This window comes from Microbulbifer agarilyticus (assembly GCF_001999945.1).
GTDB classification, from domain to species: Bacteria; Pseudomonadota; Gammaproteobacteria; order Pseudomonadales; family Cellvibrionaceae; genus Microbulbifer; species Microbulbifer agarilyticus_A.
Genome location: NZ_CP019650.1, coordinates 1020934 through 1046386, shown reverse-complemented (window position 1 = coordinate 1046386; position 25453 = coordinate 1020934). Strand labels below are relative to the sequence as shown.

Genomic DNA, 25453 nt, shown 5'->3' with positions numbered 1-25453 from the left:
AATTCAAAACAATTCGATCAGAAAACGCGAGCCAAAGGCTGAGACGTATCCAGAACCTCGCAAGACACTTGGTTAACATCAACGCCAGGTGGCAATTTCAATGAGAACGCAACATGCCCACCTCTTGGGAGGCCCAAAAGACCCAACTCATCGCGATACTCATTTGCAGTAACCACATCAATCTCGCGTCCATTTACTCGCACTCGTACACGCACAAGCGCATCGCTCGCGCTTATGCATGCAAACCCTCGAAGCAACTCAGGCGACGACACGGAGTATTCACCGTGGACAAAGGAAAGTGATTCTTTGGCAAGTTTTGAACGCCACGTCAGCATGTCGGATGCAACTTCAAACAGTTTTACATCTCGCTGGTTGCGCTTAATCAGTTCATCTAGAGTAGATTGGCTCAACTCCAAACTGCTCTCAGAGCGATTCTTTTCAAGAACGCCGATTTTCGTAGAGTATATTTCATTGATTAGATGCAGACTTTCATTATAGCGCTCAGTTATCCCCAGAAACCCAAATGCACCTAAAGGAATCCCCCGAAGGATACGCGCCTGACGGTTGGTGTTTTCGGGCGCGCGGTAAAAGCTTTGAAAGTCGCCCTGGTAATCGTGATACTTTTGTGCGTGATGATATTCTGAAACCAAACGCTGAACAGGATGACGAACAAAGGACACAAAACAAGCCGCATCAAAAAGTGGGGCATACTTAGATGCATGAAAGTGTCCAGTTAAGAATCGCACTCCTCCATTTACAATACTCTGTCGCAACGCCCAGTGATCGGTTTCCGAATAGACATGCTTTTCAAGCAGGCTACTAGTTGCACGGGCACCGCGCCCATAGTCTTTGAGAACCTGGGATCTACGAAAAGATTTCTCCGCACCGATTCGAAAACTCGTACCAGCTGTCTTCGGAATGTGCACAAAGACTATAGGAGAGGTGACCAGTCGCCGCCGAAACAACATATTTACTACTCTGCGGCTTAGCCTACTGCTCAACAAAATTGACCTTGCAGTCCGCAAGCGACCCAAAAATCGACACATCAACCTTGTCATCAGGTGTTAAAGGGCGTTGGTGCTTAAACCAGAACCCACAACGCAAACGATTTGAAAGCCCCTTACGGACAACGTCTGGGCGCTCGCGTGTCGCCGGGACAACATATTCCAGGCCATTGACCAAAACTTTTACACTTAGCGGAACGTCCACTTCCGAGGTAACCCAACCAGATATGACATCAGCATTAACATCCACATGACCACCACCAAACGACATAAAAGGTGATTCAGCGACCAACCGAGCTCTTAAACTGTTCACTCGATCGATAACACCGGGAACAAAATCCAGCATGGATTTATCTTCCACACTATTTAAGTCATGCCCACGAAAGTAGCCAACGCCTTTACGGCGAGCGGCACTACCAGCACCCGAGCCTTTTCGGTCTTTTTTAACAATATGCTCTTGCTTCGACTTAACAACGTAATGGTTAATCCGCAATCCTGGATAGGAGACCGTCTTAGTTTTCGGGCCAAAGTCCACATCGCCTTCAAACTCTGCTGGTGACATATCCGCCATCACATACCTACCTGCGACTAGTTCGCACTCGTGTATGTTCATCCGCTTAGTCTTAGCAGGCTTCAGGATAGTTTTGATGTGCCGGTTGAAGTCGTGATGCTGCTCTGAACACCGCGTAAATCTTGAAAGTACCGGACCACAATCCTGCAGCACATGCCCAGAAGATCCGTAGTTTCGCCAATTCAGTGCCATTGCGCCTGCCGATTCCGACTCGAAAAACGGCTGGAGATGTTCCTTTAAAGATTTTTCATTCGTTGAAACTATGAACTCATCGGCGTCGATAAATGCCATCAAATCTACCTGGCCACCAAATTCAGTCAGGATTTTATTATATGCGCCTGCCTGAGGCCCTTGATCTCCTACCCGAGGAAAATACACTCGGGTAATAACTCCCATTGCGTCAAGTGCCTCAAGAAGCTCTGACGAATAATCGCTACTTACGTTATCTGCGATATAAAAATGGTCTACGCCTATCAACTGATGATATGCAATCCATTCAAGAATGTACTCAAACTCATTCTTGAATATGGCCGCTACACCAACGCGCGGAACTGTCATAAGGTAAACCCCAAAATTCGGTGCGGAAATTTAAACTCGACCACACACTAACTACCACAAACATGCGCTTCTAAATTGAAAGCCTATACAATCGGTTCATAGACTGACAAATCAATCGAAAAGAATTCGCACTTCATAAATATGGACTGCCTAGCTTCGACCTCAATCTAGATACAGAGCAACATAAATACAACTCGTAAAGCTCTACAATAGAGTCCAGAATCCCACGTGCCTTCAGATATCGAACAAACACTATTCAATCATATGGACAAACAAATTTAAGGTCGCGACCGGGAAATGATTAATCTAACTCGATATAAGCTCACGGATCGTCGCCAGATCGACAGAATACGGCGATGTCCTACTCGGAATCGCGACTCCCTCTGCGACTTTACCGAATGCATGCTCAGAACGCTGACTCATGGCACTACATAAAGTACTTTGAATTAGAGAATGATTTAGCTCACCCCGAAAGCAAGTAACAAGAGTTCCCTCTCTCATGAAAATATTGTTGTGCAACGCAGACCCTTCTTCCCCGGCAACCGCATCACTATCATGAAAAATTCGAACCTGTTCCTCTAAACTGTACTCTTCTGGGTATATAACTTTATACCCATTCGCTATGTACATTTCTTCGACACACGAGGAGTTCGCCAAATCCCTAGTAGCATTAGAGGTCTTCCTCCATTTTCCTCTAGAGAGATATACCTTTTTATCCCCCGCCAATCCTCGAGAAGAGGGGCGAATTTGACCTTTTAACCAACTCGCGTATTCCGCCAATCTAGGGTGTATAACCTGCCCATAGCGAAGGTTTGTAGGCATCACAACCCTTTTCGCTATAATTGAGCCTCCAGACTTAGCGTCCCATTTTAAAATCTGGTTACTACCAACCCCCACAGCGCTTAGAAGCCTCAAAGCGAAGGCAGGGACAGACTCCTTTACGAGAAACTTTAGCTCTTTAAAATCATACACCTGCTTCAACAGCCAAAGACGAGGCAAAATATCTACCAACCAATGACCATAGATATGGTCACCTGGGCGCAAAAGCGGAACGACAGAATCAGACACTCTTTTAGGAATTCCTACTGGGCTATAGCTAAAATTCGTCAATTGCTCCTCAGAAAATTGGTTTTTGCTTGCCACATAAGAACCGCATCTAGATTTAACAACGCCTGTGCACAATATCTCTGCCTCAGCAATTTCCAAAACTCCCAACGCGGGATAAACAAAAAAACCTCTATGTTTTTCCTGAAAAGTCGAAGAACGAGGGCCGGTGGCCTTTAATCTTGCTGAAAGTGAGACTTCCCTCTTAGCATCAACAAGACACCTTCTTTCGACTTCGACATCAAGATCTTCACCCTTGAGAAGCTCATCGAAACAAAAAAAACGAGACATTAAACACCCCCAAGGAAACCAGCTGAAAGTTGAAAAGTATTTATATGTTTTTCTTTAAGTACTCAAATATCTCGAGATCGATACTATTACAATCAATCAAACGGCTATACAGTTCATCACCAAGCTGCTCCCGTATCTGATCAATTTTATCCTCCAGGGTTCCACTTGAAGCTCGAGAGACATTCTTCCTAACTATCGATAGCGGAGTATCTGTGTACTCTCGATCAATAGCCATAGCGTTAAGAGTCTTTAATGATCCTTGAAAATCCTCTACCAAACCAACAAAAGGTAAAGCATCTAAAGCCCTAAACGCTCTACTCTTCTCGTCGCCCTGCTCAAACATTGCCGACAATTTTTGGGCGTGGAAATCTCGGCATTGCCGATCGTGCAATAAAGCAAGCCTAGTTTCAACATACCCTTTAAAGTCCGTATTGCGCGCTAGCACAGACCCAAAAGAAGATCCATCCTGCTTACGCTCAAATGCATATGCCGAGGCAATACGATCAATTGGATGACGAACAAATATCACCGGCAATATATCTATACCTTTTATATTCGGCGGTGGAAGCACAGCAGTATGAGATGAGAAACACTTTGCTTTAGGGTTGCTAACAATCCATTCTTGGACCATCTTTCTGTTTAAGGAAGGATTCCCAGGAAATTCGCTTGTAACCCACTCGTCCACAGCCAAATTTTCTTTAAATGCCGCATCTAAAGATGTACCTGCATTTTTGAACAAATGATAATGAAAAATAATTTTTCTCATTTAAACCTCAAATCTTTCCAACAACGATCAACGAACAGAGTACACACCAATTGACGAAAATATATTCTTAAATTGACTTACTCCATGCTCCAATGAAAACTGCTCCTGCACTATCGCCTTGCTATTTTCTGAAAATCTTTTCCAGAGCATTTTATCGTCGTAAAGCTTACTTATTGCCTCAACCCAAGCATCTGGGGTCTCAGCAATGAGAGCACTAACCGCATTGGTGAGCCCAGTCCCTTCCGACGCAACTTCAGTCAGGATCGTCGGCAACCCATAGGCCATCGATTCGAGAACCTTCCCCTTGATACCAGCGCCAGAAAGTAGAGGTGCAACAAACACTCGGTGCCCCATATACACTTGATCCAAGTGCTCAGCAAAGCCAACCATTTTTATGTTTTCGGCCTCAAATTCTTTAAAGCTTTCCGGCATATTACTTCCGTAAACATATAGGCAGATATCCGGCCTACTTTTGCCCAAGCGTGGCATTACCTCGCGGGCAAGATATTCTACTGCTTCAACATTGGGGTAGTGGTTATATCCACCGAGGAAAGCGATACCTTCACGCTTTTGAAAATCTGGCCCCTCACTTTTTCCTTCCAATACCCAAGGGGTTATATGTAACTTTTCCGCCTCAAGAATATGGGATGTAATTACCGCGTGCTCGGTGGCGTTGTAACACAATACGGCATCGGCCTTCCTGCAAACCGCAAGCTCTTTATCACGGGTCTCCAGCGCTTGCTGAAGTTTCGCTTCGTCCCGTTCGCCTTTAAGGGCCCCGCGCATTTCGCGCAAGAAGTGAAGATCAGCATTGTTGAAGATAATCTTCGCACTAGAGGTCTGCTTGATTTGATCAATGAATTTTTCCGCGACCTCATACCGCGTGATATATACCGCGTCCATTTCCGGTAAACGTCGCTCCAATACGTTCTGAACGGAGGTGTAAAAAGGCGCATAAAGAACTTCCACACCAAGGCGCTGCAACTCAACCGTGTACTTGCCGAAGTGTGCCATATTCTCGGGGACAAAAGTTACTTTGAAGCCGAGCTCGAGCATTAGCTTGATTTCCTGGACCGCAGCATAGCTACCCGCATCTTTGTTCGGCATTGGGCTGGCATAGTCAATTACAAGAATGCGCTGATCAACATTGCGGTCTTTTTCCTGGGCCAATGCTTCAAAGCTGGGCTGACCGTTGTAGCGGAACTCCTTGAACCATTTGCTACGGAAAGTCCGCTCATTAACCGCTTGATAGCGTTTGAGCCCCTTAGTGACATCGCGGCCGTGACTTTGCCCTTCAAAATGTACAACCACAGAGTGGGGAACATAGACCGTTTTGAGCCCTGCATCACGGACCTTGAAAGCGAGGTCAGTATCTTCGTAGTAGCACGGAACCAACTCTTCACTGAAACGACCTACCTGTTCCCATAGATCGGAACGGATACACATGGCAGCGCCAGTAAGGTAATCGACTTCGCGGGCATAATTGTACTCAGGAGTATACGCATTTTCGTTGCGACCCACATTCCATGGTTCGCCGTTACCCCAAACAATACCACCAGCCTCTTGTAACGTACCGTCAAGGTTCAACAGCTTTGAACCAGTCATACCAATAGATTGATCACTGTCCAACTTGTTCACCAGCTCATCCAACCAATAGGATGTAACTTCGGTGTCGTTATTCAGGAATACAATAAACTCGCCCTTTGCCTCTTCAGCGGCACGATTACAGCTACGCAGAAAACGCAAATTCTCAGGATTTCTGGATACTACTAAATTGCCTACTATCTGCTCTGCAAAGCGCGTTTCGTCCGTTGAACAGTCATCTGCTAAGATCACTTCATAGCTCACCTTGTTATAGGCAAGCGCGATGGATGCGATACAGTGGTATGTGAGTTCAAACTTGTTGTACGCCGGTACAATTATGGAAACTCGCGGAGCGTCAAATTTCGGCAGATTGAAACTCGGGAATTTTCGACGGCCTTCATGGCCCTCAACTATCACTTTATGTACAGTAGCTAAATCCGCAATTTCTAGCACGGACTCAGCTTTCGCCTGTGCTTCCAGGTGATAATTCATTGACTCGTAACGATGCCCAGCCTGCGGAGGGCGCGACATAAAGCCAGGTTCGCGGTAGCTCTCACGAATAAATTGCCAGGGCGTGGAAACCGGATGTACTGTAAACCATTCCATCGCGAGAGCATTCGGCTCCCCGTGTATGCCCAGTTTAAACAGTTTGGGCCGGCCATCTTGTAAGCTGACCGGTATGGGCAATAGAACTTCCTGAGCTTCAGCAGTACAATCAAGGTCGCGGGAGAATATAGGCAGATCATCGTGGTAGAGTGTGACAGACCTTACGCCAACCGATACCGTCGCCTGAAGGCGCGCCACGATATGGCCGTCACGCACTCGCAGCAACTCAGCAAATACCGCCTGTTCATTCACGACGACTTCAAAAGCTTGATGGTCGACAGGCTTGGAAGTCTCACCATGAAGCAAAGTGACTTCAACGTTTCCAGAACGTGAGGTGACAATATCAACCGGGATTTCAAACCCATGTTCGCCATCATTTATTCCCGCACCAACCAAGTCAGGGCGATGAATATTTGCGGTACCAGCACCTACCACACGATCATCGACCACGACCTGCAGCGGTACTGGTTCGCTTTCGCCAATCACAGCGGCCCAACCGCGAATAACACCAGCTTCAAGCGCATCGATACTACCCATGATCTTTATCGCAGGTTCGTTAGCAGTCTGTGATTGTGTCTCACCTAAATCTACAGCGCCTTGTAATGGACTCGTCACGAGCTCCCCCGAAAACAATTTATTTTTAAGATACTTGTCGCCAAGCCAAAAAGCCTGACAACCAATTAATAGTTAAAATGCAAAATTTGGATTTAACGTACTAAGTACGACCATACTGATCCTCAAACCGCACAATGTCATCCTCCCCAAGATAGGATCCGGTTTGAACTTCGATCATTTCGAGAGGAATCTGACCCGGATTTTCCAGGCAGTGGACAACACCAATCGGAATGTAGGTAGATTCGTTCTCACTAATCAGAGATACCCGGTCTCCCACGGTCACACGCGCAGTCCCCGAGACCACTATCCAGTGCTCGGCACGATGGTGGTGCATTTGGACTGACAGCTTAGCGCCCGGATTTACTGTAATTCGTTTGACTTGATCTCGTTCGCCGAAATCGATGGAATCGTACTTGCCCCAAGGGCGATATACTTCTCGATCGTGAAGGTATTCAGATCGTCCCTTATCCTGTAAATGGGTTACGACCTTCTTAATATCCTGAACACTGTCGCGATGGGCTACGAGTAGTGCATCCTTTGACTGTACGATGACTATATTTTCCAGGCCCACAGTGGCAACGAGTCTTTCACCAGCATCAACATAGCAGTTACGACTGTTCCAACCAATCACGTCGCCTCGGACGACATTACCCCGGTCATCCTTCTCACTGATTTCCCAGATACTTGCCCAACATCCCACATCGCTCCACTGAGCGTCCATTGGAACGACTACCGCCTTGTCCGTATTCTCCATCACAGCGTAATCAATTGAATCTTCAGCGCAGGCACTAAACGTGTCGGCCTCGGGGCGAATGAAACACATTTCTTTACTCGCATCTGCCATAGCCATGCGACAAGATTCTAGTATTTCTGGGCGGTAGCGACCGAGCTCTTCGAGGTATGCCTGGGCACGGAACATAAACATACCGCTATTCCAGAAATATTCGCCGCTGGCGAGGTAGGAAGCAGCGGTCTCCGCATCAGGTTTTTCCACGAACCGCTCAATCGTGGAGGGCTTGTGGATGGATTCGGCCTTAATGTATCCGTAACCGGTATGCGCAGAACGTGGTACAACACCAAAGGCAACCAGACTGTTGGCCTTTGCACTCTCAGCCGCAGCAGTCACGGCGCACTGGAAGACGTCGTGATCTTTAATTACGTGATCCGCAGCAAGCACCAGCAACAAGGAATCTTCACCGGCCGCAAGTGCTGCGAGAGCAATCGCAGGAGCCGTGTTACGCCCAACTGGCTCAAGGATGATACGAGCATTGCCTTGGCCACATTTCCGCATCGTCTCGGCCGCCAAAAATCGATGCTCTTCATTGCAAATAATTACAGGATCTGAACAATCCATGCCCTCCAGCCGAGACAAAGTCTCGGCAAGCATCGACTGCTCTCCCAACAAACTCAAAAACTGCTTAGGCATCAACTGTCGTGATGCCGGCCACAAGCGGCTCCCCGTACCACCCGCCATGATGACAGGAGTGACTCTCAACCCCATTTCGAATTACCCCTAAACTTCAGTTTCGTACTGCTCCTTGACCCAATCCTGGTAGCTACCATCCATTACAGCGGCCCACCAGTTTTCATTGTTCAAAAACCACTTCACTGTTTTAGCAATGCCGCTATCAAAGGTTTCTTGTGGCTGGTAGCCCAGCTCTTCATTGGATTTCGAAGGATCAATGGCATATCGACGATCATGACCTGCACGATCGGTGACATAAGTGATTAGTTCAGACGACTTACCTTGCCTCACCTTGCCGGCTTGTGGGAAGCGGCCTGCAAGCTCCAGGTTTTCCGCAAAGGCTTTATCCATCAAGCCACAAATCAGCTTGACGATATCGATATTAGCCCACTCGTTGATACCACCGATGTTGTAACACTCGCCCAAGCGGCCTGTCTTAATCACCAAATCAATTCCACGCGCGTGGTCTTCCACGTAGAGCCAGTCGCGGATCTGCTGGCCGTCGCCATAAATGGGCAGAGGCTTGTCGTGCAGGATATTGGTGATGACCAGCGGTATCAGCTTCTCCGGGAAGTGATAAGGACCGTAATTATTGGAGCAATTGCTGGTGGTGACGTTCAGGCCGTAGGTGTGGTGATAGGCACGAACCAAGTGGTCCGATGCGGCCTTGCTCGCAGAGTACGGGCTGTTGGGCGCGTAGGGTGTTGTCTCGCTAAAGGCGGGGTCATTTGGCCCCAGAGTGCCGTACACTTCGTCGGTAGAGACGTGGTGAAAGCGATGTTTTTTTTTGTTCAGCCCTTCATCTAACCACACTTTTTTTGCCGCCTTGAGCAGACTGTGGGTGCCGATGATATTGGTTTCAATAAAAGCATCCGGGCCAGTTATGGAGCGGTCGACATGACTCTCAGCCGCAAAATGCACCAGCGTATCGATGCCGTGTTCTTTGAGCAGGGTCTCTACCAGTGCGGTATCGCAAATGTTGCCGTGGTTGAACACAAAATTGGAATTCGCTGCCACAGGATCCAAGTTGGCCTTGTTACCGGCGTAGGTGAGCGCATCCAATACGACCACGTTGTCTTGCGGGTAAGTTTTCATCCAGTAGTGGACAAAGTTTGCACCGATGAATCCGGCGCCACCAGTGACGAGTAGATTGCTCATTTTTCGCAGTTCCGTTTGTCTTGTTTCCGGTATGTGCCGGAGTGTTCAGTTTAAAATTTGGGTTTTCAGCGGGGCTTAAAGCGCCCGGTGCGCCTACAGGGCGATCTCTACTGGGAAGTGAGGATGTTTCTTAGCACTTGCCGCCAGTGCTTTAGCTCGAAACCCGTATCTTTTATCAGCCGTGTCTTATCGAGCACACTGTAGTGGGGGCGAGTGGCGGGAGTTGGGTACTCGCTCGCGGCGATGGGATCGACCTTTACCGATTTCTCTGTGGGGAGCAGGCCTATAGCTTTGCCTTCTTCATAAATGGCTACCGCGAAGTCGTACCAACTGGCGGCGCCGGCGTCCGTGCAATGGTAAATACCTTTAGCCGCATCATTGGCAACAAGTGCATAGATGCTTTGCGCCAGGGTGCCGGCCCAGGTGGGAGTACCAATTTGGTCGGCCACAACACCGAGTTGGTCGCGTTCGCTCATCAGGCGCAGCATGGTATTTACGAAGTTGCCGCCCTCCCGGTCGTAGACCCAGGCGGTACGCACGATGATGGCTTCCGGAAAAATCGCCTCGATAGCCTCTTCGCCGCGGGCTTTGCTTTCGCCGTATACACCCAGCGGTTTTCTGGTATCACCTGGCTGGTAAGGGTGGGACTGGCTGCCGTCGAACACAAAATCAGTAGAGACGTGGACCAGGCGAATACTGAGTTCGCAACAGGCCAGAGCCAGATTCTCCGGGCCGCGCGCGTTGATTAAATGAGCCTGCTCGGCATCGGACTCCGCTTTATCTACAGCGGTGTAGGCAGCGGCGTTGATGACAATATCCGGCTGCTCCTGCTTTAGGACAGAGAAGACCTGCTCTTTACTGGCAATATCCAGGGTATCGCGGCCATGGCCGATCACAGTGGCATGCGCGGGAGCTTGCTTTTGCAGCTGCTGGCCCAGCTGGCCATTCTTGCCAGCAATCAGAACTTTCATTTTCTTCCCCGCGAATTAATCAAAGACTACGGCGTCTTTTAGGAGCATGCCTTCGGCGTCTTTGGCGGAAAGCTTTGGCTGCTGACCATTGACCAGGGGCCACTCAATACCGATTGCCGGGTCATCCCAGCGCAGGGAGTGTTCGTGCTCCGGTGCGTAGTAGTCAGTGCATTTGTAGACGAATTCTGCAGACTCACTGGTAACATAAAAGCCATGGGCGAAACCTTCAGGGACCCAGAGCTGACGCTTGTTTTCTTCATTCAGCAGTACTCCAACCCACTGACCAAAAGTTTGGGAGCTTTTGCGCAGATCTACAGCAACGTCGAATACTTCACCTGCGGTAACGCGTACGAGCTTGCCTTGCGTACTCTTGGTTTGATAGTGCAGGCCCCGCAAGATTCCCCGACCAGATTTGCTGTGATTGTCTTGCACGAAGGTGCGCTCAGCACATTCCCGGCTGAAGAAGTCTTGACGGAAGGTTTCCAGAAAGAAGCCGCGCTCATCGCCAAAAACTTTGGGGTCGATGATTTTTACATCGGGTATTTGGGTTTCGATTACTTTCATACACACTTTGCCTAGTTTCAGGCAACTCTACTCCATACCGAAAAAGTTCAACGCGTGAACACGTGATCCGTTTTTGATTCTTTTAAAATTTGCATCAAATAGTTGCCATACCCACTTTTGATCAGTGGCTGTGCCTGCCTTTCCAGGGTTTCAGCATCGATAAACCCTTTACGGAAAGCAACCTCTTCGGGGCACGCTACTTTCAAACCCTGGCGACGCTCAATGGTTTGCACAAACTGTGCGGCTTCCAGCAAATTGTCGTGCGTACCGGTATCAAGCCAAGCTGCACCGCGCCCCATAAGCTCTACATTCAGTTTACCCTGCTCTAGGTACATGCTATTGAGGTCAGTAATTTCCAGCTCGCCACGTGGGCTTGGCTTGATTTCCTGTGCCAAATCACACACCTGGTTATCGTAAAAATACAAACCGGTCACTGCATAGTTAGACTTTGGGTTTTCGGGCTTCTCTTCAATACTAATGACCTTGCCATTGCCATCGAATTCCGCAACGCCATAGGCACGGGCATCTGCAACGTGATACCCAAATACTGTGGCACCCTCTGTCCGCGCATCAGCGTTTTTCAAAACATCACTAAATCGCTCTGCATAGTAAATGTTGTCACCTAACACCAATGCACTTGGATTGTTGCCTACGTGTTCCCTACCAATATGAAATGCCTGGGCAAGTCCGTCCGGCGAGGGCTGCACTGCATATGTGATATTGATACCCCATTGAGCGCCATCTTCCAGCAGCTTCTGGAACAGACATTGCTCCTCCGGGGTGGTGATAATGAGAATATCGCGAATACCTGCCATCATTAGCGTGGTTAGCGGGTAATAAATCATCGGTTTGTCATACACCGCCATCAGCTGCTTACTGACGCCTTTGGTTAGCGGATACAGGCGTGTACCTGACCCTCCAGCCAGAATTATTCCTTTTCGTGACGAAGTTCCAGTTTTCATTCACTCTCCTAGATAAACTTTATGTGGATTTGGGCGACATATCACTGCAATTCTGGGGCCAGTTATCCCCCTCATTTACAGTGCACTTGTTCCGTGAAACCATGAATTTTGGCGACTATAGGCGACTATAAGCGCTAAGCCGCCAAAATCTCTCAGCAATTAAAAAGACAATACTGCAGCAGTACCCACTGCAATACGGTACAAAATCTCAGTTACATCTTTAGTAACCTGCAATTCACTCGCCCGGATTTCAGGCATGATCATGATTTCATCGCCAGGGCGCAGAACACCCTTCAAGCGATTATTAAACTTCCGCGCTTTAATTCGGCTGATGGTTCCATCCATATGCAGAACCACCAACTCGTCGGTATTGGCGTTATTGGAAAAGCCACCAGCAAGCTCAATATAGTCTTCTAAAGTGTGGCGCTCATTAAATACAAGCGATGTTGGAAACACTACTTCACCCACCACAGAAACCGTGGATGACCGCAGAGGAACGATGAGTGAGTCGCCATCTTCCAGCAACATTTGCCCGGCATTGGCATTGTTGGCCAACACCACCTGTCCACGCGGCCGAACACTGCGCGCCTTGGAAATAAAGTTCTGAATCATGGACGCGGTGTCCTTGATCGATGCCTGGTCTGCAGTGGTTGTGGGCTGACGGGTCAGCGCCTCCATTTCCAGCGCATCCAGCGAGCGCTCCAGCGCGACCTTCTGTTTTTTTGCTACACTTCTGCGGTACAGCTGTAGCGCAAATGGATCGGCATTATCTCGGTAGCGCAGCTTGTCCAACAGATCCTGTAGAGTTGCACCGTAAGGCAACACATAGGCGGCCGGCCCGCTCACTTCACCACTAACTCGCACCGAGATGCTGCTGACTTCACTGTCACTCACCAGCTCTACATGAGCTCCGGGGTACAGCGATGTGCTCAGAGCATGCTCCAGAGGGAGATAACTTGCCTGCTGCTCGCTGTCGATGATTTGAGTGATGCGCGCGAAGTTAGCTTGCGGATCCGGCTTTGCTACCAACAGCATTTCGCCAAGATGGGTAGACGGCCCCACAAACTCGATCTGCCCGGACTCCTGCACCGCCCCTTCGAAACTGATATACCCTTGACGCGGGCCAACGACGATGGAATCGCCATTGCGCAATTGCAGCGCCGGCATTTGCCCTTCCACCAGGAAGCGATACAGGTTAACGCGCTGCAGCTCTTTACCCTGACGCAGCACCTTGACGTCGATATAACTGCCACTCTCGCGACTGATACCGCCGGCACTGTCGAGGTAGTACAGCACGGAATCCGATGAGAATCCGGGATACAGGCCCGGGCTTTCCACAAAACCGGTCACAAAGACTTTTACCGGCTGGCTGGCCTCAAGATTGGCGTACGCCTGCACATTGCTTTTGAACACCCGCTTTACATGCCGCAGTATGAAGCTATTTAGTTCACCGTTCTCAACACCCGCGACATGTACCGGCCCCACTTCTGGAATAAAAATATTCCCCTGGGCATCCACGGTTAGCACCGCATTAAAGCTGTAAGCGCCCCACAACTGCAGCGCAATCTCGTCGCCCACGGTAACGCGGTAGCCACCATTGAAACCGCTAAACGGCTGGTCTTTAAAGGCACCCTTGAATAAGGACTCACCGAAGACGGGAAGATGCTCGCCCGCGGCAACCTGCAGCCGGTCTTTTTCGAGTTGCTGGGTATCCAGGGCGACAGCACCGGCACTAAGCCCTGCAGCCACGAGTGCGCTGATCACCCAGCGCTTTATCAATTTTTTTGTCATAACGCTTTTCAAATGTGGAATCTGAATTTTCCTATCACACCCTGTGATCGCGAATACTGGCGACCAGCATTTTCCCGATGCCGTACAGCAGCAACAGAATCACTGCCAGACTCGCCAAGTTGTAAAGCTTGTGCGGATACTCTGCATCTTCCGCTACCGAAGGCTGGCTAACCACCATCAGGTGTTTAAGTTTGCCCGAAGCCTCCATACGTGCAGCTTCAAGCGCAGTGAGGGATGCCTGATAGGTATCCATTGAGAACTGTAGATCCAGCTGCAGATTCTGAAAGTGCGCATTCAAACTGTTTAGTCGCTCATCGCCTTGCTCTTCCGAGACTCCAACCAAACGAACCTTTTCCGCCTCGATTTGCCGCTCAAGCGAATCGATTTCTGCTTGCAAAGAAATCACTTGCGAAGAATTCGCATTCAAATAGGTTTTGGCAGCAGTGAGATTAGTACGGGACTCAACTAGCTTCGCCTCGAGCCCTTGAATAATGACACCGATACCTTTAGTTAACTCTTCCGGACTGACAATCTGGTTACGGTTTTGAAAATCAAGAATCTGTTGCTTGCTGCTACGCAGCTTGCCCTGTGCTCGCTCAACTTCATTGCGCACGAACGCAACTTGTTTGTCAGCGAGTTGATTGCTCAGAGCATTCACAAAATCCTCCGACTTTCTGACTACTACCTCGACCAATTGACGTGCAAATTGCGGCTCAAATGCCTGCATCTCGATACTGATAATACCGGTGATTTCATCAAAGCTCACACCGATGTGCGCACGGTAGTAATCAAGATACTCTTCTTGAGAGGCATCGGCTGAGAGACGCGAAAACACATCGATGCTGCTATTTTTGTAATAGCCAGAAAGCCCCAATTCATCATCAAGGTATAGCGCCATATCCAAAGACTGGATGTAATTCACCACAAGAAATGCATCCTGGGAGTCACCTCCCGCCCCAGGCACGAGAAACCCCAATGCAGAAGACATGCCCTGACTATTACCATTATCTTTAACGATCAATTGCGTAGTGCTCACGTAGCGCTCCGACACCCAAAGCACGTAGTAGCTACTCACGAGCAATAGCGGAAGCACCACAAACGAGAACACCCCAACCCACTGCCCTGCACGCCGGGCGGCAAACATAATATTTGCCAGCGACAGTTTTCCTAGAAGTCCACTTACTGCTGATGTACTTTTTTTGTCACCCGCCTCTGGCGAATTTTCTACTAATGAATCCATAATTCTTACTAATTATTTTCGAGCTGCAGCTTATTTTGGTTTGGGCACACCTTGCTGATACAACGTAATTGCCTGCTCGACGGTGTCGAAAATTTGCAAGCCACCCGGCCCCAGATAGATCCCAACATCGCAATTTTTCTTTAGAGTCGCCATGCTATGCGCCACGATAATAAAGTTGGACGTTTTACGCTTTTCCGCAATCACCTGTTCGCATTTGTGCTTAAAGTGCGCATCCCCTACAGACATCACTTCATCCACCAGGTAATAGTCAAAGTCTACGGATATACTGAGGCCGAACGCCAAACGAGAACGCATACCCGAGGAATAATTCTTAACCGGCGCATCAAAATAATCGCCAATTTCAGCGAAATCCTGTACGCGATCTAGGATCTTGTGTTTCGCCCTACCCCAAATCCCGTGAATCCCACAAATAAAGGCTGTATTTTCACGACCGGTCATACTCCCCTGGAAACCGCCAGACAAACCCATTGGCCACGAAATTCGCTGATCAGTAATTACTTGGCCTGAGTCTGGGTAATCAATCCCGCCCATGATCTTGAGGAGTGTCGATTTACCAGCCCCATTGCGCCCTAAAATACCGATATTTTTTCCTTCTGGAAAAACCGCATTTACATTATGGAACAGCACCTTTCGTCCGGCAGGTGTTCGAAACGATTTAGTAAGGTTGCGCAATTCGATCATTGACTGCGCACCAAGTCGCGCCACTGACTGCGATACACCAACAGTCCAAATGCCAACATAGCCAATGAAGAACTAATCCAATATGGGAGGTTCGCAAACATACCCTGATAACTAGCAAACAGCCCTTCACGGGTTAACTCAATCATATGCAGCAGTGGGTTCCAGGAAAGGTATCCATGGTACTCCTGCGGAACCTGCTCGAGAGAGAAAAACACACCAGATATGAAATACAGCGGGCGCACAATAATTGGGGCAAATTTTGCCACCTCGGGCAACCTCGACCCGACTACGCACATCACTAAACTGACCCCGAGGCAGAAAGCAAAAAACAAAATATTGATGCCAACCAGTAGGAGGAAATTCCCAAAGGGCACAACCACCCCAAACCACGCCAGTACCGTGAGCAACGCGACAAGGCTAAACAGATAAATAGCAAACTCGAGCAGCACCCGAGTGAGCACCGCATCGAACGGACGCAATTGGCGGTAGTTGAACAAACCTCGATTGGATTCGACCGCAGCCACCCCCTTACCAAAACAATTACCAAAGCAAAGAAATGGTGCAATTCCACCCAACATAAATAGCAAGGTAGGAATGCCTGGGTAGAACTCTCGCCCAAAAAAACTGAAGATAGCTGCCAGCAGCATAATGTGCATAGCTGGCTCCAGCAGCATCCACGCGTAACCAAGACGCCACTTACCAAAGCGGGTCTTCATTTCACGCACTAAGAGCGCATGAATGACGTCCCGCTGGATCTGCCACGGGTTGCGCTGAACTACTGGCTGCATTTGTAATTTTTCTGTTGAACTTGAGACCGACGTAAAAACTACCGCACAGCCCCACCCCAAAATAACGCATTAATCTATGCCCCCAACAAAATAGGGACCACAGGACAGGTAATGTGACACACGTCTAAGCTTTATGGCGCAAAATTCTACCCAAAGACGCCACTGTAATCATCTGTAATTTTGCTACGGCATGTAACACCGACATAAAAGCTCAAACGAAAAAAGGCCACACCCTTGCGGATGCGGCCTTTTTGATTTGGTGGAGCTAAGCGGGATCGAACCGCTGACCTCAACACTGCCAGTGTTGCGCTCTCCCAGCTGAGCTATAGCCCCAAAATTGCCTTCTTACTTGAGTTTCCCCCGAAAGCGAGGCGCATTTTAACAGCGCCGCCTCGGGTGTCAACCAGAAAAACAACTTTTCAATCAATTAGTTAGAGCGTAATAAGGAGCACTCTCCTACCACTCTCAATGGATGCTGGGTCAGCCGCTGCCCCAACACCCGCCCAGCCCTAACCGGCTCAGGCCTCGGCCCCTGCCTTTGTTTTCTGCTGCCCCAGAAACTTCTGCAGCCCCACACCAATCTCAGGGTGATGCAAGCCGTATTCAAACTGGGCTTTCATGTAACCGAGCTTATTACCGCAATCATGGCTGTGACCAACGATACGGTAGGCGTCAACATTTTGTACCTTCAACAACTCATCAATGGCATCGGTTAACTGAATCTCACCACCAGCGCCCGGCTGGGTTTTTTCCAGCAGAGTCCAGATTTCCGCAGGAAGGACATAGCGCCCCACAACAGCCATATTGGAAGGTGCAGCATCAACACTGGGCTTTTCCACCATGCCGTCGATCTTGGCTACCCCACCCACTTTGAGGTCGGCACCCAGGCAGTCCACGACACCATATTTACTGACGTCTTCCCACTCCACAGATTCAACCATGATTTGGCTGGCACCCGTTTGCTCAAAATTACGCACCATGGCGGCAAGGTTCGAGGAAGTGAGGTCTGCAGCGTATTCGTCAACAAGAACATCTGGCAGTAAAACCGCAAATGGATTGTCACCCACGACCGGGCGCGCGCAGGCAATGGCATGACCAAGACCTTTTGCCTCAGCCTGACGTACAGAAATAACCGTGACATCACGCGGAATAATGGCGCGCACCTCGTCCAGAAGCTGTCGCTTCAGGCGATTTTCTAACTGCGCTTCCAGCTCGAATGAAGTATCGAAATGGTTAGTGATGGCGTTTTTACTGGCGTGAGTTACCAGCACAATCTCCTTTACACCAGCCTTTACTGCCTCGTTCACTACATACTGGATAAGTGGCTTATCCACTATCGGCAACATCTCTTTTGGAATTGCCTTAGTTGCAGGCAACATCCGGGTCCCCAAACCCGCAACCGGTATAACGGCCTTTTTTACTGCGGTCATAAGTGTGTCCTTGTGTCTTTAATTTACTTCTCGGCTAGATCCTTAGCCCCTTAGGTGTGCGCGATTCTACACCCCAAATGTGACAACTGTCACATAACGTTTCATTCTGATACAAATCTTTTACTTTTGGCACCAAGGCCATTCAGTAATTAGTTAGGCAAAAAAAATGCCACTCTGTACAGAGAGCGGCACTTTTTATCCACTGCCTTTCAGGAAATACATTTAGGCCAAGCTGTTGTATTCCTTTTCCCAGCGCTTCAGCACCTTTTTACCGGCACCGCCAAGCACGTCGATGGCCTGGCGCAGGCGGGCGCGGCTGAGGTCGGCGCCCAGCAGGTCCATGGCATCCATAACTGAGAAGGACGCGGTAGTTCCGCTAATGGCGACGAACAGCGGCGCATTGAAGTCTTTGAGCTTGATGCCCATCTGGGTAGACAGCTCTTTGACCGCGGCAAAGATGTTTTCCTTGTTCCAGGTGCGCAGGGCTTCCAGGCGCCACAGGGCGAATTGCAGCAGCTTCTTCTGGTCGTCCAATTCCATCTTGTTGCCGGCGAAGCTCTCTTCGGTGAGGCCGAGACTGCCAGCAGCGAGGAAGCTGACCAGCGGCATAAAGTCACCGAAGGTTTCCATACGGCCCTTCGCGTGGGGCAGTACCTTAAGCAGGTTGTCGCGGTTCAGCAGCCACTTCTGCAGGCGGTCTGCCAGTTGCGCGTCTTCCAGCTCACGGATCCACAGGCCGTTCAGCCAGCTCAGTTTTTCCACATCGAATACAGGGCCACCAAGGGAGACGCGCTGGATGTCGAAGTGCTTGAGCATTTCGTCCAGGGTGAACTTCTCGCTCTCGTCCGGCATGGACCACCCCATGCGGCCGAGGTAGTTGAGCAGCGCTTCTGGCATAAAGCCGGCGCGCTTGTAGTACAGGATGGAGGTGGGGTTTTTGCGCTTGGACAGTTTGGTTTTGTCCGGGTTGCGCAACAGTGGCAGGTGGCACAGCACCGGCATATCCCAACCAAAGTATTCGTACAGTAGCTTGTGCTTGGGTGCGGAGTTAATCCACTCCTCGCCGCGCAGTACATGGGTGATTTCCATCAGGTGGTCGTCTACCACGTTGGCGAGGTGGTAGGTGGGCATACCGTCGGACTTGAGCAGGATCTGCGCATCTACCTGCGCCCAGTCAATTTCGATGGTACCGCGCAGCAGGTCTTCGACCATGCAGGTGCCGGTCTCTGGCACGTTCATGCGCACCACGTAGGGTTCGCCGGCGGCTTTACGCTTTTCCACTTCTTCAGCGGGCAGCGCCAGGTCACTGGGCTTAAGGGTTGCCTTGCCGGATTCCTGCAGCTGCGCACGCAGCTGGTCCAGCTCTTCCGCGGTGCGATAGCAATGGAACGCATGACCCTTGGCTACCAGCTCGTCACAGTGTTTCTTGTAGATGTCGCCCCGCTCGCTCTGGCGGTAGGGGCCGTTGGGGCCGCCGACATCCGGACCTTCCTGCCAGTCCAAACCCAGCCAGCGCAGGCTGTCGAGAATCGCCTGTTCAGATTCCGGGGTGCTGCGCGCCTGGTCGGTATCTTCAATACGCAGTACAAACTGGCCACCATGGGCGTGAGCAAAGCACTGATTGAACAGAGCAATGTAGGCCGTACCTACGTGAGGGTCGCCGGTGGGAGAAGGTGCAATTCGGGTTCTTACGGTCATTGGTAACCTGATGTTGGACAAATAACTAGTAAAGGAAGAAAGAAAGACATTTGAGGCGCGGCATTATATCGCCGGGCTCCAGTAGCGCACAGAGGGACCAGCTTCCCATTTTCTGTACATATTTAGAACTAAAAAGGACTAATGCGTCACTTAACGTAAACTTTCACCAGAAATTCCGTGACTCACTTCACAAAAAAGGTATTATTACCTCTAAGTCGACGGAATTGGAGGAAAAACCGCCAATTTGCAGTAGCCGACGCCAGGGCCAGCTCATAAAATGCCCTTGGATAAAAACAACGCGTCAGGATTTAGGGAAAACACAATGAAAAAATTCGCTCTTCGTACTCTGGTTGCCGGTGCATCACTGTTGACCGCTTCATCAGTTCTTGCGATTGGCTTAGGCTCAGACTCTGAAGACATCACGGTTCAACTGACCCTGCCGGAAATTGTCGATATTCGGAATTTGGCTGGCACCATGACTCTTACGGTAGACACTGCTACGGACATCAACAATCCAACCGCATCAGGCACTACCTCATTCTCAGTGTGCGGTATCGGCTTCTCGAACTACAACGTCACCCTGACCAGCGACAACGGTACTAACGCAGACGACTACACACTCGCAAACTCAGCTGGTGACCAGATTGATTACACCGTGTCATTCAATGGTACAACTGTAAACGCTACCGGCAGGGTTGATGTAGATCCTGCCGTTGGCTTTGTGAAAGATGGCGGACTAGGTACTTGCAGCACCACCAATGCAAGCCTGTCTGCATCTGTAGCAACTAGTGAACTCGATGATGCTGACGGTGCAGCGAGCGACACTTACACCGATACTCTGACCATTCTGGTTGAACCCGTATAACCTGAACTTTCATCAGGTAATTCCTCCCCCCAAAGGGGGAGGAAAGTTATTGCCGTTATGAGAATGCGCCTTATAACATCAATGCTGCTAGCAGCCCTTGTAGCGGCGCAACACGTAACGGCAGCCACAGCCGCTTTCTTTCTGGAAACCAGCCCTCCAGAAGGGTTCGAGGATCTTCAAGAGCCTCAAGCACTTGTGGTAGATATATTTTATGGCGGAAAGGCAATCGGCTCTTCCCGAGCGCTTGTTGGAACTCATTCTTTAACGTTTCAAGAGCCAGAAACTGTCGCCGCGTTACTTCCAGAAACCTTAGATCCTGCGGCCGTTCTGCTTGCGCTCACGCAACCTCTTTCTCTAAACGCCCACGCGCTTTGCCGTAATACAAAACAAAAGAACTGCGGCACTCTTTATCCAAAAACTGTCGAAATTATTTACGACCGAGAGCGATTTCGGGCTGCGGTATTTATCAGTCAGGAATTGCAGCCTTCGCGCGCTGCTAATGTCGATCCTTACCTACCCGAAAGCTCCAGTGACTTTTCCGCGGTTCAAATCTTGCGTGGGATTTGGTCTGGCTCCAATACCGCAGGCACGGACAGTCTTGACGGGTACAATAACGAAAGTAGTGCACTGTATGGCGACACTATTCTGAGTTTTGGCGAGGGAGGAGTTCACAGTAGTTGGGCCCTTTCGGACCAGCGCAACAGTCAAATCTCGCGTCTACACTGGGCTAAAGACTACCGAGGCAAAGCCCTATCGCTAGGTTTAATTCAATCCCAAGCTGGATTCAGTAGTTTTATTACCAATAATGCCCTGTATGGATTGGAGTATCGGCGTTCCGACCGCAGCCGCACTGACCGGCGATATCGCCAGGGGTCTTTATTAGAAGTAAATATGCCCCTGAGAGGAAGAGTCGAAATACATACTGACGGGCGACTTGTTCACAGCGAGCTGCTAGAGGCCGGTAACCAGTTACTGGATACTTCAGACCTTCCTGCTGGTGCTTACCCAGTTACGATTCGGACCTTTGATGAAAGCGGTCGCCTTCTATCTGAAAGCGAAGAGTACTTTAGCAAAGATGCTCGGCTGCCAGCACCCAATACATGGGACTGGCAATTACTTGCAGGGCAGCCGGTAAATTTATTTTCAGATGAAGTTCTACCGGAGGCCTACGATCAAACCCTTATTCAAGGCACAATTGGTCGGCGCCTTTACGACAATTTTGGCCTATATGCGACTGTAGCCGCGACAGATAGAGAACACGCAGGAGAGATTAGCCTGCGCTGGCTAAGTGAATATTTTGAGCTATCTCCCGGCATCATCCACTCGAACAATGGTCAGTCTGGCTTTCGCGTAAGCGGCGCTTTACGTAGTCCATGGCTTACACTCAGCGCAAGCAGTTCTCACCTGGACGAACAGCAGACATTTTCAAATGAACCCAGCTACCGATTACTCTATAGCGGTATTGATAATCGAACAGCGCAACTCACTACCAATATTTTAGGCGGACAGCTTTCCGGTCGTTATACGCGACGTTCCTCAGCGATACCAGTGAGTTCAACAACCGCTTTCTCGGCTACACCGGCGCAAGCTACTGATACATTTGCCCAGGAATTAAAAACCCTGGAATACCGTTTCCCTTTCCGTGTCGGACGCGGTTGGGGCGGAGATATAGCGTTCGCAGTGAATGATGCAGATGGAGAGAAATTGGCAACCGCCACATTCCAACTACGATATCGCAGTGGTCGCTGGAATCACACCGGCCGTTACTATTCTGAAAATGGTGCCAGTGACAACTTGCAGCGTGGTGGCTTTTCTACTCAATGGCGTGACGGTGACCTATGGGCTGCCGAGCTGGATCAGCGTATTTCCACAGACTCTGATGGAACAGAACACTTACTCTCCAGCCAGACAAACTTCGCCGGACGTCGAGGTTATTTACGCTCACAAATCAACTATCGGGATGGTATCAACGATAGCCTTAACTACACAGGTAGCTTCGGCACTAGCCTGATGGCCAACGGAAGCAGTTTCGCTTGGGGCGGAGAACGAACACATACCAGTGGTGTTCTGGTAGATGTCAAAGGAGCGCCAGGAGAAAAGTTTGAAATTTTAGTGAATGGTCAACGTCGAGGATATGCTGCTGGTGAAGGCCGCTCTTTGATCAACTTACCGGAGTTCGATAGTTACAACATCGAAGTAAAGCCTTTGGGTGAAGGCTTCTATCACTTTCGGGATATCAGCGACACTATTACCCTCTACCCAGGAAACCTGGCCGAGGCAAGCTACGAGATAAAGCAAGTTATTCTCGTTTTTGGGCGGCTCTTGCAAAACGGTATACCCCGCGCTGGCATCAAACTGTCTATCGGAGAGTTTTCGGCTACCACTGACGAATACGGAGTATTCCAGATGGAAATGTTTGGTGAACCAAAGACGATGCGCACACCGGATGTGATATGGAAAGATTGCCGGGTCCCCTTACCTGACCAAACATCCGGAAAAGACTGGATCAATTTGGGCGTGGTGGAGCTGGCCGATGCTCGCTGTCCTTCGCGTATTGCACAAAGGAACTAATATGCGCGGTTATCGTTGGTTAACTGGTTGGTACTGTTGGCTATTTCTGTTTTGCGCATTGCCAGTTTCTGCTCAAAGCTGCCCTCCTACAGGCCCCCTAGGAGTGTGTAACCTTGAAGGAAACTACAGTTTTACCTATCGCTATAACGATAACACTCTCTCTGAGACAATTGATATTGCAAGTATCAGTTATTTTGTTTTCTTTCCGAGCTTCCCATTAACTATCTTCGCCAACGTGGAGCAAACTGATCCGCCCGCAGCGAATGCCACCTACACATTAGAGCCGGAGAATGGCATCGGGAATCCGCTCGAGATATCACTAGACCTATTCTTAACCAATACAGAGAAGCAACTTGCCCCAGGAGTCAACGATGACTGGCCTGGCAGCGCTCAACCCGCACCTGGAGCGCTCACAGTCAATATTGCAGACGGTCAGTCGCTCTCCGATAGCCGTTATACCGGCAGCTTCCGCATGAATCTGCAGGCATTTCTATCCGGTAATACGTCAATAGATTTTCAATTGAATGTCATTGTTGAGCCCAGTATTGGCATTAGTAACTTGCCGTCGGCGATGGACTTAACCAACCCCAATGCCCTGGCCGGGGGTAATTTCGAAGGAACTGTCGACTTTTGTGTCGGTGGCAGGGGATTTGAAAGTTACTCGGTCGAGCTTTCGAGTGAACATGGCGGTACTACTGACTATCAACTTGCAGGCCTGACTGATACCTCGGAACGACTGCCCTACTCAGCCGTCTTTGACGCTCTCCCCGCAACCTTGCAAGACAGCTTTATCAGGCAGGCGGATGGATCATGCCAGGCCAACAATGCCAGCATAACGGTTTCCGTAGCCGAAAGTGACTGGCAGCAAGCCCGCCAGAGCAATTTTGCAGACACGCTTACTATCATGGTAACGGCCGACTAATTCGGTAACCGATGGGTCTCATATCATCGCGCGCTAAAGAGCTTACCGTAGTAACTCTGCTTATAGTTGCAGACGCTGTCGGCCACCGTCACGACCGCGAGTAAGCACCTCTAACTCACCACCTTTTTTCTCGTCGTTGGTAAGCGCGTTGTCCAATGAAATTTGAGTTCCCGGATACAACCGCCCAACAATTTTCAGCTCGCGACAATCCTGTGTAGGAGTTTCAGCACTAGGGCAGTGCCACGCTTCGACCACTTCTGTATTAATATTTCCCGAGTTACTTAAATAAAGAGCGCCGTCTTTCCTCTTTATTGCCAGTTTTGAAGCACCCTCTTCCGGCTGCACAAACACTAATACTTGGTAGCCCACCAGAATTTTCAGTGCGGTACGGTCGCTTGTGACATCGCCCACCACCGGTTTAAAGTTTACCCGATACACCACCTCTTTCTGCAGGCCCGATTCGAGTGACATCATTCGGATACGCCGTTGCTCACCGGGCGGAATGACGGTTTTGGGCGGACTCACCAGCAGCCTGAAGTCCTTAGGATCAACCACCCGCACACGCTCTTCATTCGGTAATCCAGGATTATCTACACGGTATACTTCTGTCTGTAGATAGAGGGTGTCCGAATCAGGATTGGAAACAACAATATCTTCCCTGGCGTTAGGCGTGTCCGTTAAATAGACAATGATTTTGTCCAGTGACATAGCTGCTAACGCAGGCTGGGACACTAATAGCGATAGAACGATAAACAGACGCTTCATGAGTGAACAACGCTTAATAGAACGTGAAGATTCTATTTTAAAGCGCCACACGGCAGAGGCAACTACTGTGCCACAATAGTTATGCGTTCTGCATTTTCGGTAAATGAAGGGGGCAGGCAGTTCTTTCCGGGTCGCCCAGTAAGTCTTCGCTCATTGTTTTCAATATCAAACGCCACCACCTGATACCGATGGACAGGAAGATGTCTTATGCAAAGCTGCGTTGAAGAGCGCTGCGTAGCACCTGAAACAGGTCGAAACTCTACTCTCGCGGGTAGCTGCAAGATAATCTGTATGCTGGCCGTGGCCGATTCCTTCTCTGGCTTCGCTTCCACTCCAACCCACGGGGTACCAATCAGAGCAACCAATGCCAGCAAGCGCGTCCTGTTCATTACCTCTACACCCGGATGCGACGACTACATTCTTTTGAGTGTAGCCCGCACCAGTACCCCAGCATTTTGGGTG

Annotated in this window: 20 protein-coding genes and 1 tRNA gene; 3 read left to right on the top strand and 18 right to left on the bottom strand. The window is 49.6% G+C overall.

Annotation, left to right across the window (positions count from 1 at the left end):
- Window positions 1-17: 17 nt before the first annotated feature.
- The 17 genes from Mag101_RS04270 to gltX form a co-directional block, all read right to left on the bottom strand.
- Complete coding sequence (locus tag Mag101_RS04270; protein WP_198040085.1) at window positions 18-968, bottom strand: sulfotransferase family 2 domain-containing protein; 951 nt, start codon at window positions 966-968, stop codon at window positions 18-20.
- A gap of 22 nt (window positions 969-990) precedes the next feature.
- Window positions 991-2133 carry a glycosyltransferase family 92 protein gene (locus tag Mag101_RS04265; RefSeq protein WP_077401272.1) on the bottom strand — a complete coding sequence of 381 codons (1143 nt, stop codon included), beginning with the start codon at window positions 2131-2133 and terminating at the stop codon, window positions 991-993.
- Window positions 2134-2439: 306 nt separating this feature from the next.
- Window positions 2440-3528 carry a glycosyltransferase family 61 protein gene (locus tag Mag101_RS04260; protein ID WP_077401269.1) on the bottom strand — a complete coding sequence of 363 codons (1089 nt, stop codon included), beginning with the start codon at window positions 3526-3528 and terminating at the stop codon, window positions 2440-2442.
- A gap of 40 nt (window positions 3529-3568) precedes the next feature.
- The gene (locus Mag101_RS04255) at window positions 3569-4294 is read right to left on the bottom strand and encodes a sulfotransferase family 2 domain-containing protein (RefSeq protein WP_077401267.1); all 726 of its coding nucleotides are present in this window, start codon (window positions 4292-4294) and stop codon (window positions 3569-3571) included.
- Between the two features lie 27 nt (window positions 4295-4321).
- Window positions 4322-7021, bottom strand: coding sequence for a glycosyltransferase (locus tag Mag101_RS04250; RefSeq protein ID WP_077401264.1), 2700 nt, complete (start codon window positions 7019-7021; stop codon window positions 4322-4324).
- 178 nt (window positions 7022-7199) lie between these two features.
- Entirely contained in the window at window positions 7200-8573 is a 1374-nt protein-coding gene (locus Mag101_RS04245) for a mannose-1-phosphate guanylyltransferase/mannose-6-phosphate isomerase (RefSeq protein ID WP_335645075.1), read from the bottom strand.
- A gap of 39 nt (window positions 8574-8612) precedes the next feature.
- Window positions 8613-9722: a dTDP-glucose 4,6-dehydratase gene (rfbB, locus tag Mag101_RS04240; protein WP_077401257.1), complete on the bottom strand. Its 1110-nt coding sequence runs from the start codon at window positions 9720-9722 to the stop codon at window positions 8613-8615.
- A gap of 107 nt (window positions 9723-9829) precedes the next feature.
- On the bottom strand, window positions 9830-10693 hold the full coding sequence (gene rfbD, locus Mag101_RS04235) for a dTDP-4-dehydrorhamnose reductase (RefSeq protein ID WP_077401254.1): 864 nt from the start codon (window positions 10691-10693) through the stop codon (window positions 9830-9832).
- Between the two features lie 15 nt (window positions 10694-10708).
- A complete protein-coding gene (gene rfbC / locus Mag101_RS04230; RefSeq protein WP_077401251.1) occupies window positions 10709-11257 on the bottom strand; it encodes a dTDP-4-dehydrorhamnose 3,5-epimerase in 549 nt (182 codons plus the stop codon).
- A gap of 47 nt (window positions 11258-11304) precedes the next feature.
- Window positions 11305-12219, bottom strand: coding sequence for a glucose-1-phosphate thymidylyltransferase RfbA (rfbA, locus tag Mag101_RS04225; protein ID WP_077401248.1), 915 nt, complete (start codon window positions 12217-12219; stop codon window positions 11305-11307).
- Between the two features lie 159 nt (window positions 12220-12378).
- Window positions 12379-14010, bottom strand: a complete 1632-nt coding sequence (locus Mag101_RS04220) for a polysaccharide biosynthesis/export family protein (protein WP_077401245.1) — start codon at window positions 14008-14010, stop codon at window positions 12379-12381.
- A gap of 34 nt (window positions 14011-14044) precedes the next feature.
- Entirely contained in the window at window positions 14045-15250 is a 1206-nt protein-coding gene (locus Mag101_RS04215) for a sugar transporter (protein WP_157520154.1), read from the bottom strand.
- A gap of 30 nt (window positions 15251-15280) precedes the next feature.
- Window positions 15281-15952, bottom strand: a complete 672-nt coding sequence (locus Mag101_RS04210; protein ID WP_077401239.1) for an ABC transporter ATP-binding protein — start codon at window positions 15950-15952, stop codon at window positions 15281-15283.
- A complete protein-coding gene (locus Mag101_RS04205; protein ID WP_077401236.1) occupies window positions 15949-16740 on the bottom strand; it encodes an ABC transporter permease in 792 nt (263 codons plus the stop codon). The genes Mag101_RS04210 and Mag101_RS04205 overlap by 4 nt, the downstream gene beginning before the upstream one ends.
- A 257-nt stretch (window positions 16741-16997) precedes the next feature.
- A tRNA-Ala gene (locus tag Mag101_RS04200) sits at window positions 16998-17073 on the bottom strand.
- Between the two features lie 185 nt (window positions 17074-17258).
- Window positions 17259-18170 (bottom strand): UTP--glucose-1-phosphate uridylyltransferase GalU, encoded by a 912-nt coding sequence (gene galU / locus Mag101_RS04195; protein ID WP_077401233.1) that lies wholly within the window; start codon window positions 18168-18170, stop codon window positions 17259-17261.
- A gap of 222 nt (window positions 18171-18392) precedes the next feature.
- The gene (gene gltX / locus Mag101_RS04190; RefSeq protein ID WP_077401231.1) at window positions 18393-19868 is read right to left on the bottom strand and encodes a glutamate--tRNA ligase; all 1476 of its coding nucleotides are present in this window, start codon (window positions 19866-19868) and stop codon (window positions 18393-18395) included.
- A 322-nt stretch (window positions 19869-20190) separates the two neighbouring features.
- On the opposite strand from gltX, the gene Mag101_RS04185 reads away from it, so the two are divergent.
- Genes Mag101_RS04185 through Mag101_RS04175 form a run of 3 tightly spaced genes read left to right on the top strand, consistent with a single transcriptional unit; the run spans window position 20191 to window position 24226 of the window.
- Window positions 20191-20733 carry a hypothetical protein gene (locus Mag101_RS04185; protein ID WP_077401229.1) on the top strand — a complete coding sequence of 181 codons (543 nt, stop codon included), beginning with the start codon at window positions 20191-20193 and terminating at the stop codon, window positions 20731-20733.
- A gap of 57 nt (window positions 20734-20790) precedes the next feature.
- A complete protein-coding gene (locus Mag101_RS04180) occupies window positions 20791-23304 on the top strand; it encodes a TcfC E-set like domain-containing protein (protein ID WP_077401226.1) in 2514 nt (837 codons plus the stop codon).
- Between the two features lies 1 nt (window position 23305).
- Window positions 23306-24226 carry a hypothetical protein gene (locus Mag101_RS04175; RefSeq protein ID WP_077401222.1) on the top strand — a complete coding sequence of 307 codons (921 nt, stop codon included), beginning with the start codon at window positions 23306-23308 and terminating at the stop codon, window positions 24224-24226.
- Window positions 24227-24286: 60 nt separating this feature from the next.
- Here the strand turns inward: Mag101_RS04175 and Mag101_RS04170 are convergent, their stop codons facing one another.
- Window positions 24287-24991: a molecular chaperone gene (locus tag Mag101_RS04170; RefSeq protein WP_077401219.1), complete on the bottom strand. Its 705-nt coding sequence runs from the start codon at window positions 24989-24991 to the stop codon at window positions 24287-24289.
- Window positions 24992-25453: the final 462 nt, after the last annotated feature.

Excerpts from the sequence above, each read along its gene's own strand:
- Mag101_RS04270 (WP_198040085.1), bottom strand. The coding sequence starts at position 968 with ATGTTGTTTCGGCGGCGACTGGTCACCTCTCCTATAGTCTTTGTGCAC.
- Mag101_RS04265 (WP_077401272.1), bottom strand. The coding sequence starts at position 2,133 with ATGACAGTTCCGCGCGTTGGTGTAGCGGCCATATTCAAGAATGAGTTT.
- Mag101_RS04260 (WP_077401269.1), bottom strand. The coding sequence starts at position 3,528 with ATGTCTCGTTTTTTTTGTTTCGATGAGCTTCTCAAGGGTGAAGATCTT.
- Mag101_RS04255 (WP_077401267.1), bottom strand. The coding sequence starts at position 4,294 with ATGAGAAAAATTATTTTTCATTATCATTTGTTCAAAAATGCAGGTACA.
- Mag101_RS04250 (WP_077401264.1), bottom strand. The coding sequence starts at position 7,021 with ATGGGTAGTATCGATGCGCTTGAAGCTGGTGTTATTCGCGGTTGGGCC.
- Mag101_RS04245 (WP_335645075.1), bottom strand. The coding sequence starts at position 8,573 with ATGGCGGGTGGTACGGGGAGCCGCTTGTGGCCGGCATCACGACAGTTG.
- rfbB (WP_077401257.1), bottom strand. The coding sequence starts at position 9,722 with ATGAGCAATCTACTCGTCACTGGTGGCGCCGGATTCATCGGTGCAAAC.
- rfbD (WP_077401254.1), bottom strand. The coding sequence starts at position 10,693 with ATGAAAGTTCTGATTGCTGGCAAGAATGGCCAGCTGGGCCAGCAGCTG.
- rfbC (WP_077401251.1), bottom strand. The coding sequence starts at position 11,257 with ATGAAAGTAATCGAAACCCAAATACCCGATGTAAAAATCATCGACCCC.
- rfbA (WP_077401248.1), bottom strand. The coding sequence starts at position 12,219 with ATGAAAACTGGAACTTCGTCACGAAAAGGAATAATTCTGGCTGGAGGG.
- Mag101_RS04220 (WP_077401245.1), bottom strand. The coding sequence starts at position 14,010 with ATGACAAAAAAATTGATAAAGCGCTGGGTGATCAGCGCACTCGTGGCT.
- Mag101_RS04215 (WP_157520154.1), bottom strand. The coding sequence starts at position 15,250 with ATGGATTCATTAGTAGAAAATTCGCCAGAGGCGGGTGACAAAAAAAGT.
- Mag101_RS04210 (WP_077401239.1), bottom strand. The coding sequence starts at position 15,952 with ATGATCGAATTGCGCAACCTTACTAAATCGTTTCGAACACCTGCCGGA.
- Mag101_RS04205 (WP_077401236.1), bottom strand. The coding sequence starts at position 16,740 with ATGCAGCCAGTAGTTCAGCGCAACCCGTGGCAGATCCAGCGGGACGTC.
- galU (WP_077401233.1), bottom strand. The coding sequence starts at position 18,170 with ATGACCGCAGTAAAAAAGGCCGTTATACCGGTTGCGGGTTTGGGGACC.
- gltX (WP_077401231.1), bottom strand. The coding sequence starts at position 19,868 with ATGACCGTAAGAACCCGAATTGCACCTTCTCCCACCGGCGACCCTCAC.
- Mag101_RS04185 (WP_077401229.1), top strand. The coding sequence starts at position 20,191 with ATGAAAAAATTCGCTCTTCGTACTCTGGTTGCCGGTGCATCACTGTTG.
- Mag101_RS04180 (WP_077401226.1), top strand. The coding sequence starts at position 20,791 with ATGAGAATGCGCCTTATAACATCAATGCTGCTAGCAGCCCTTGTAGCG.
- Mag101_RS04175 (WP_077401222.1), top strand. The coding sequence starts at position 23,306 with ATGCGCGGTTATCGTTGGTTAACTGGTTGGTACTGTTGGCTATTTCTG.
- Mag101_RS04170 (WP_077401219.1), bottom strand. The coding sequence starts at position 24,991 with ATGAAGCGTCTGTTTATCGTTCTATCGCTATTAGTGTCCCAGCCTGCG.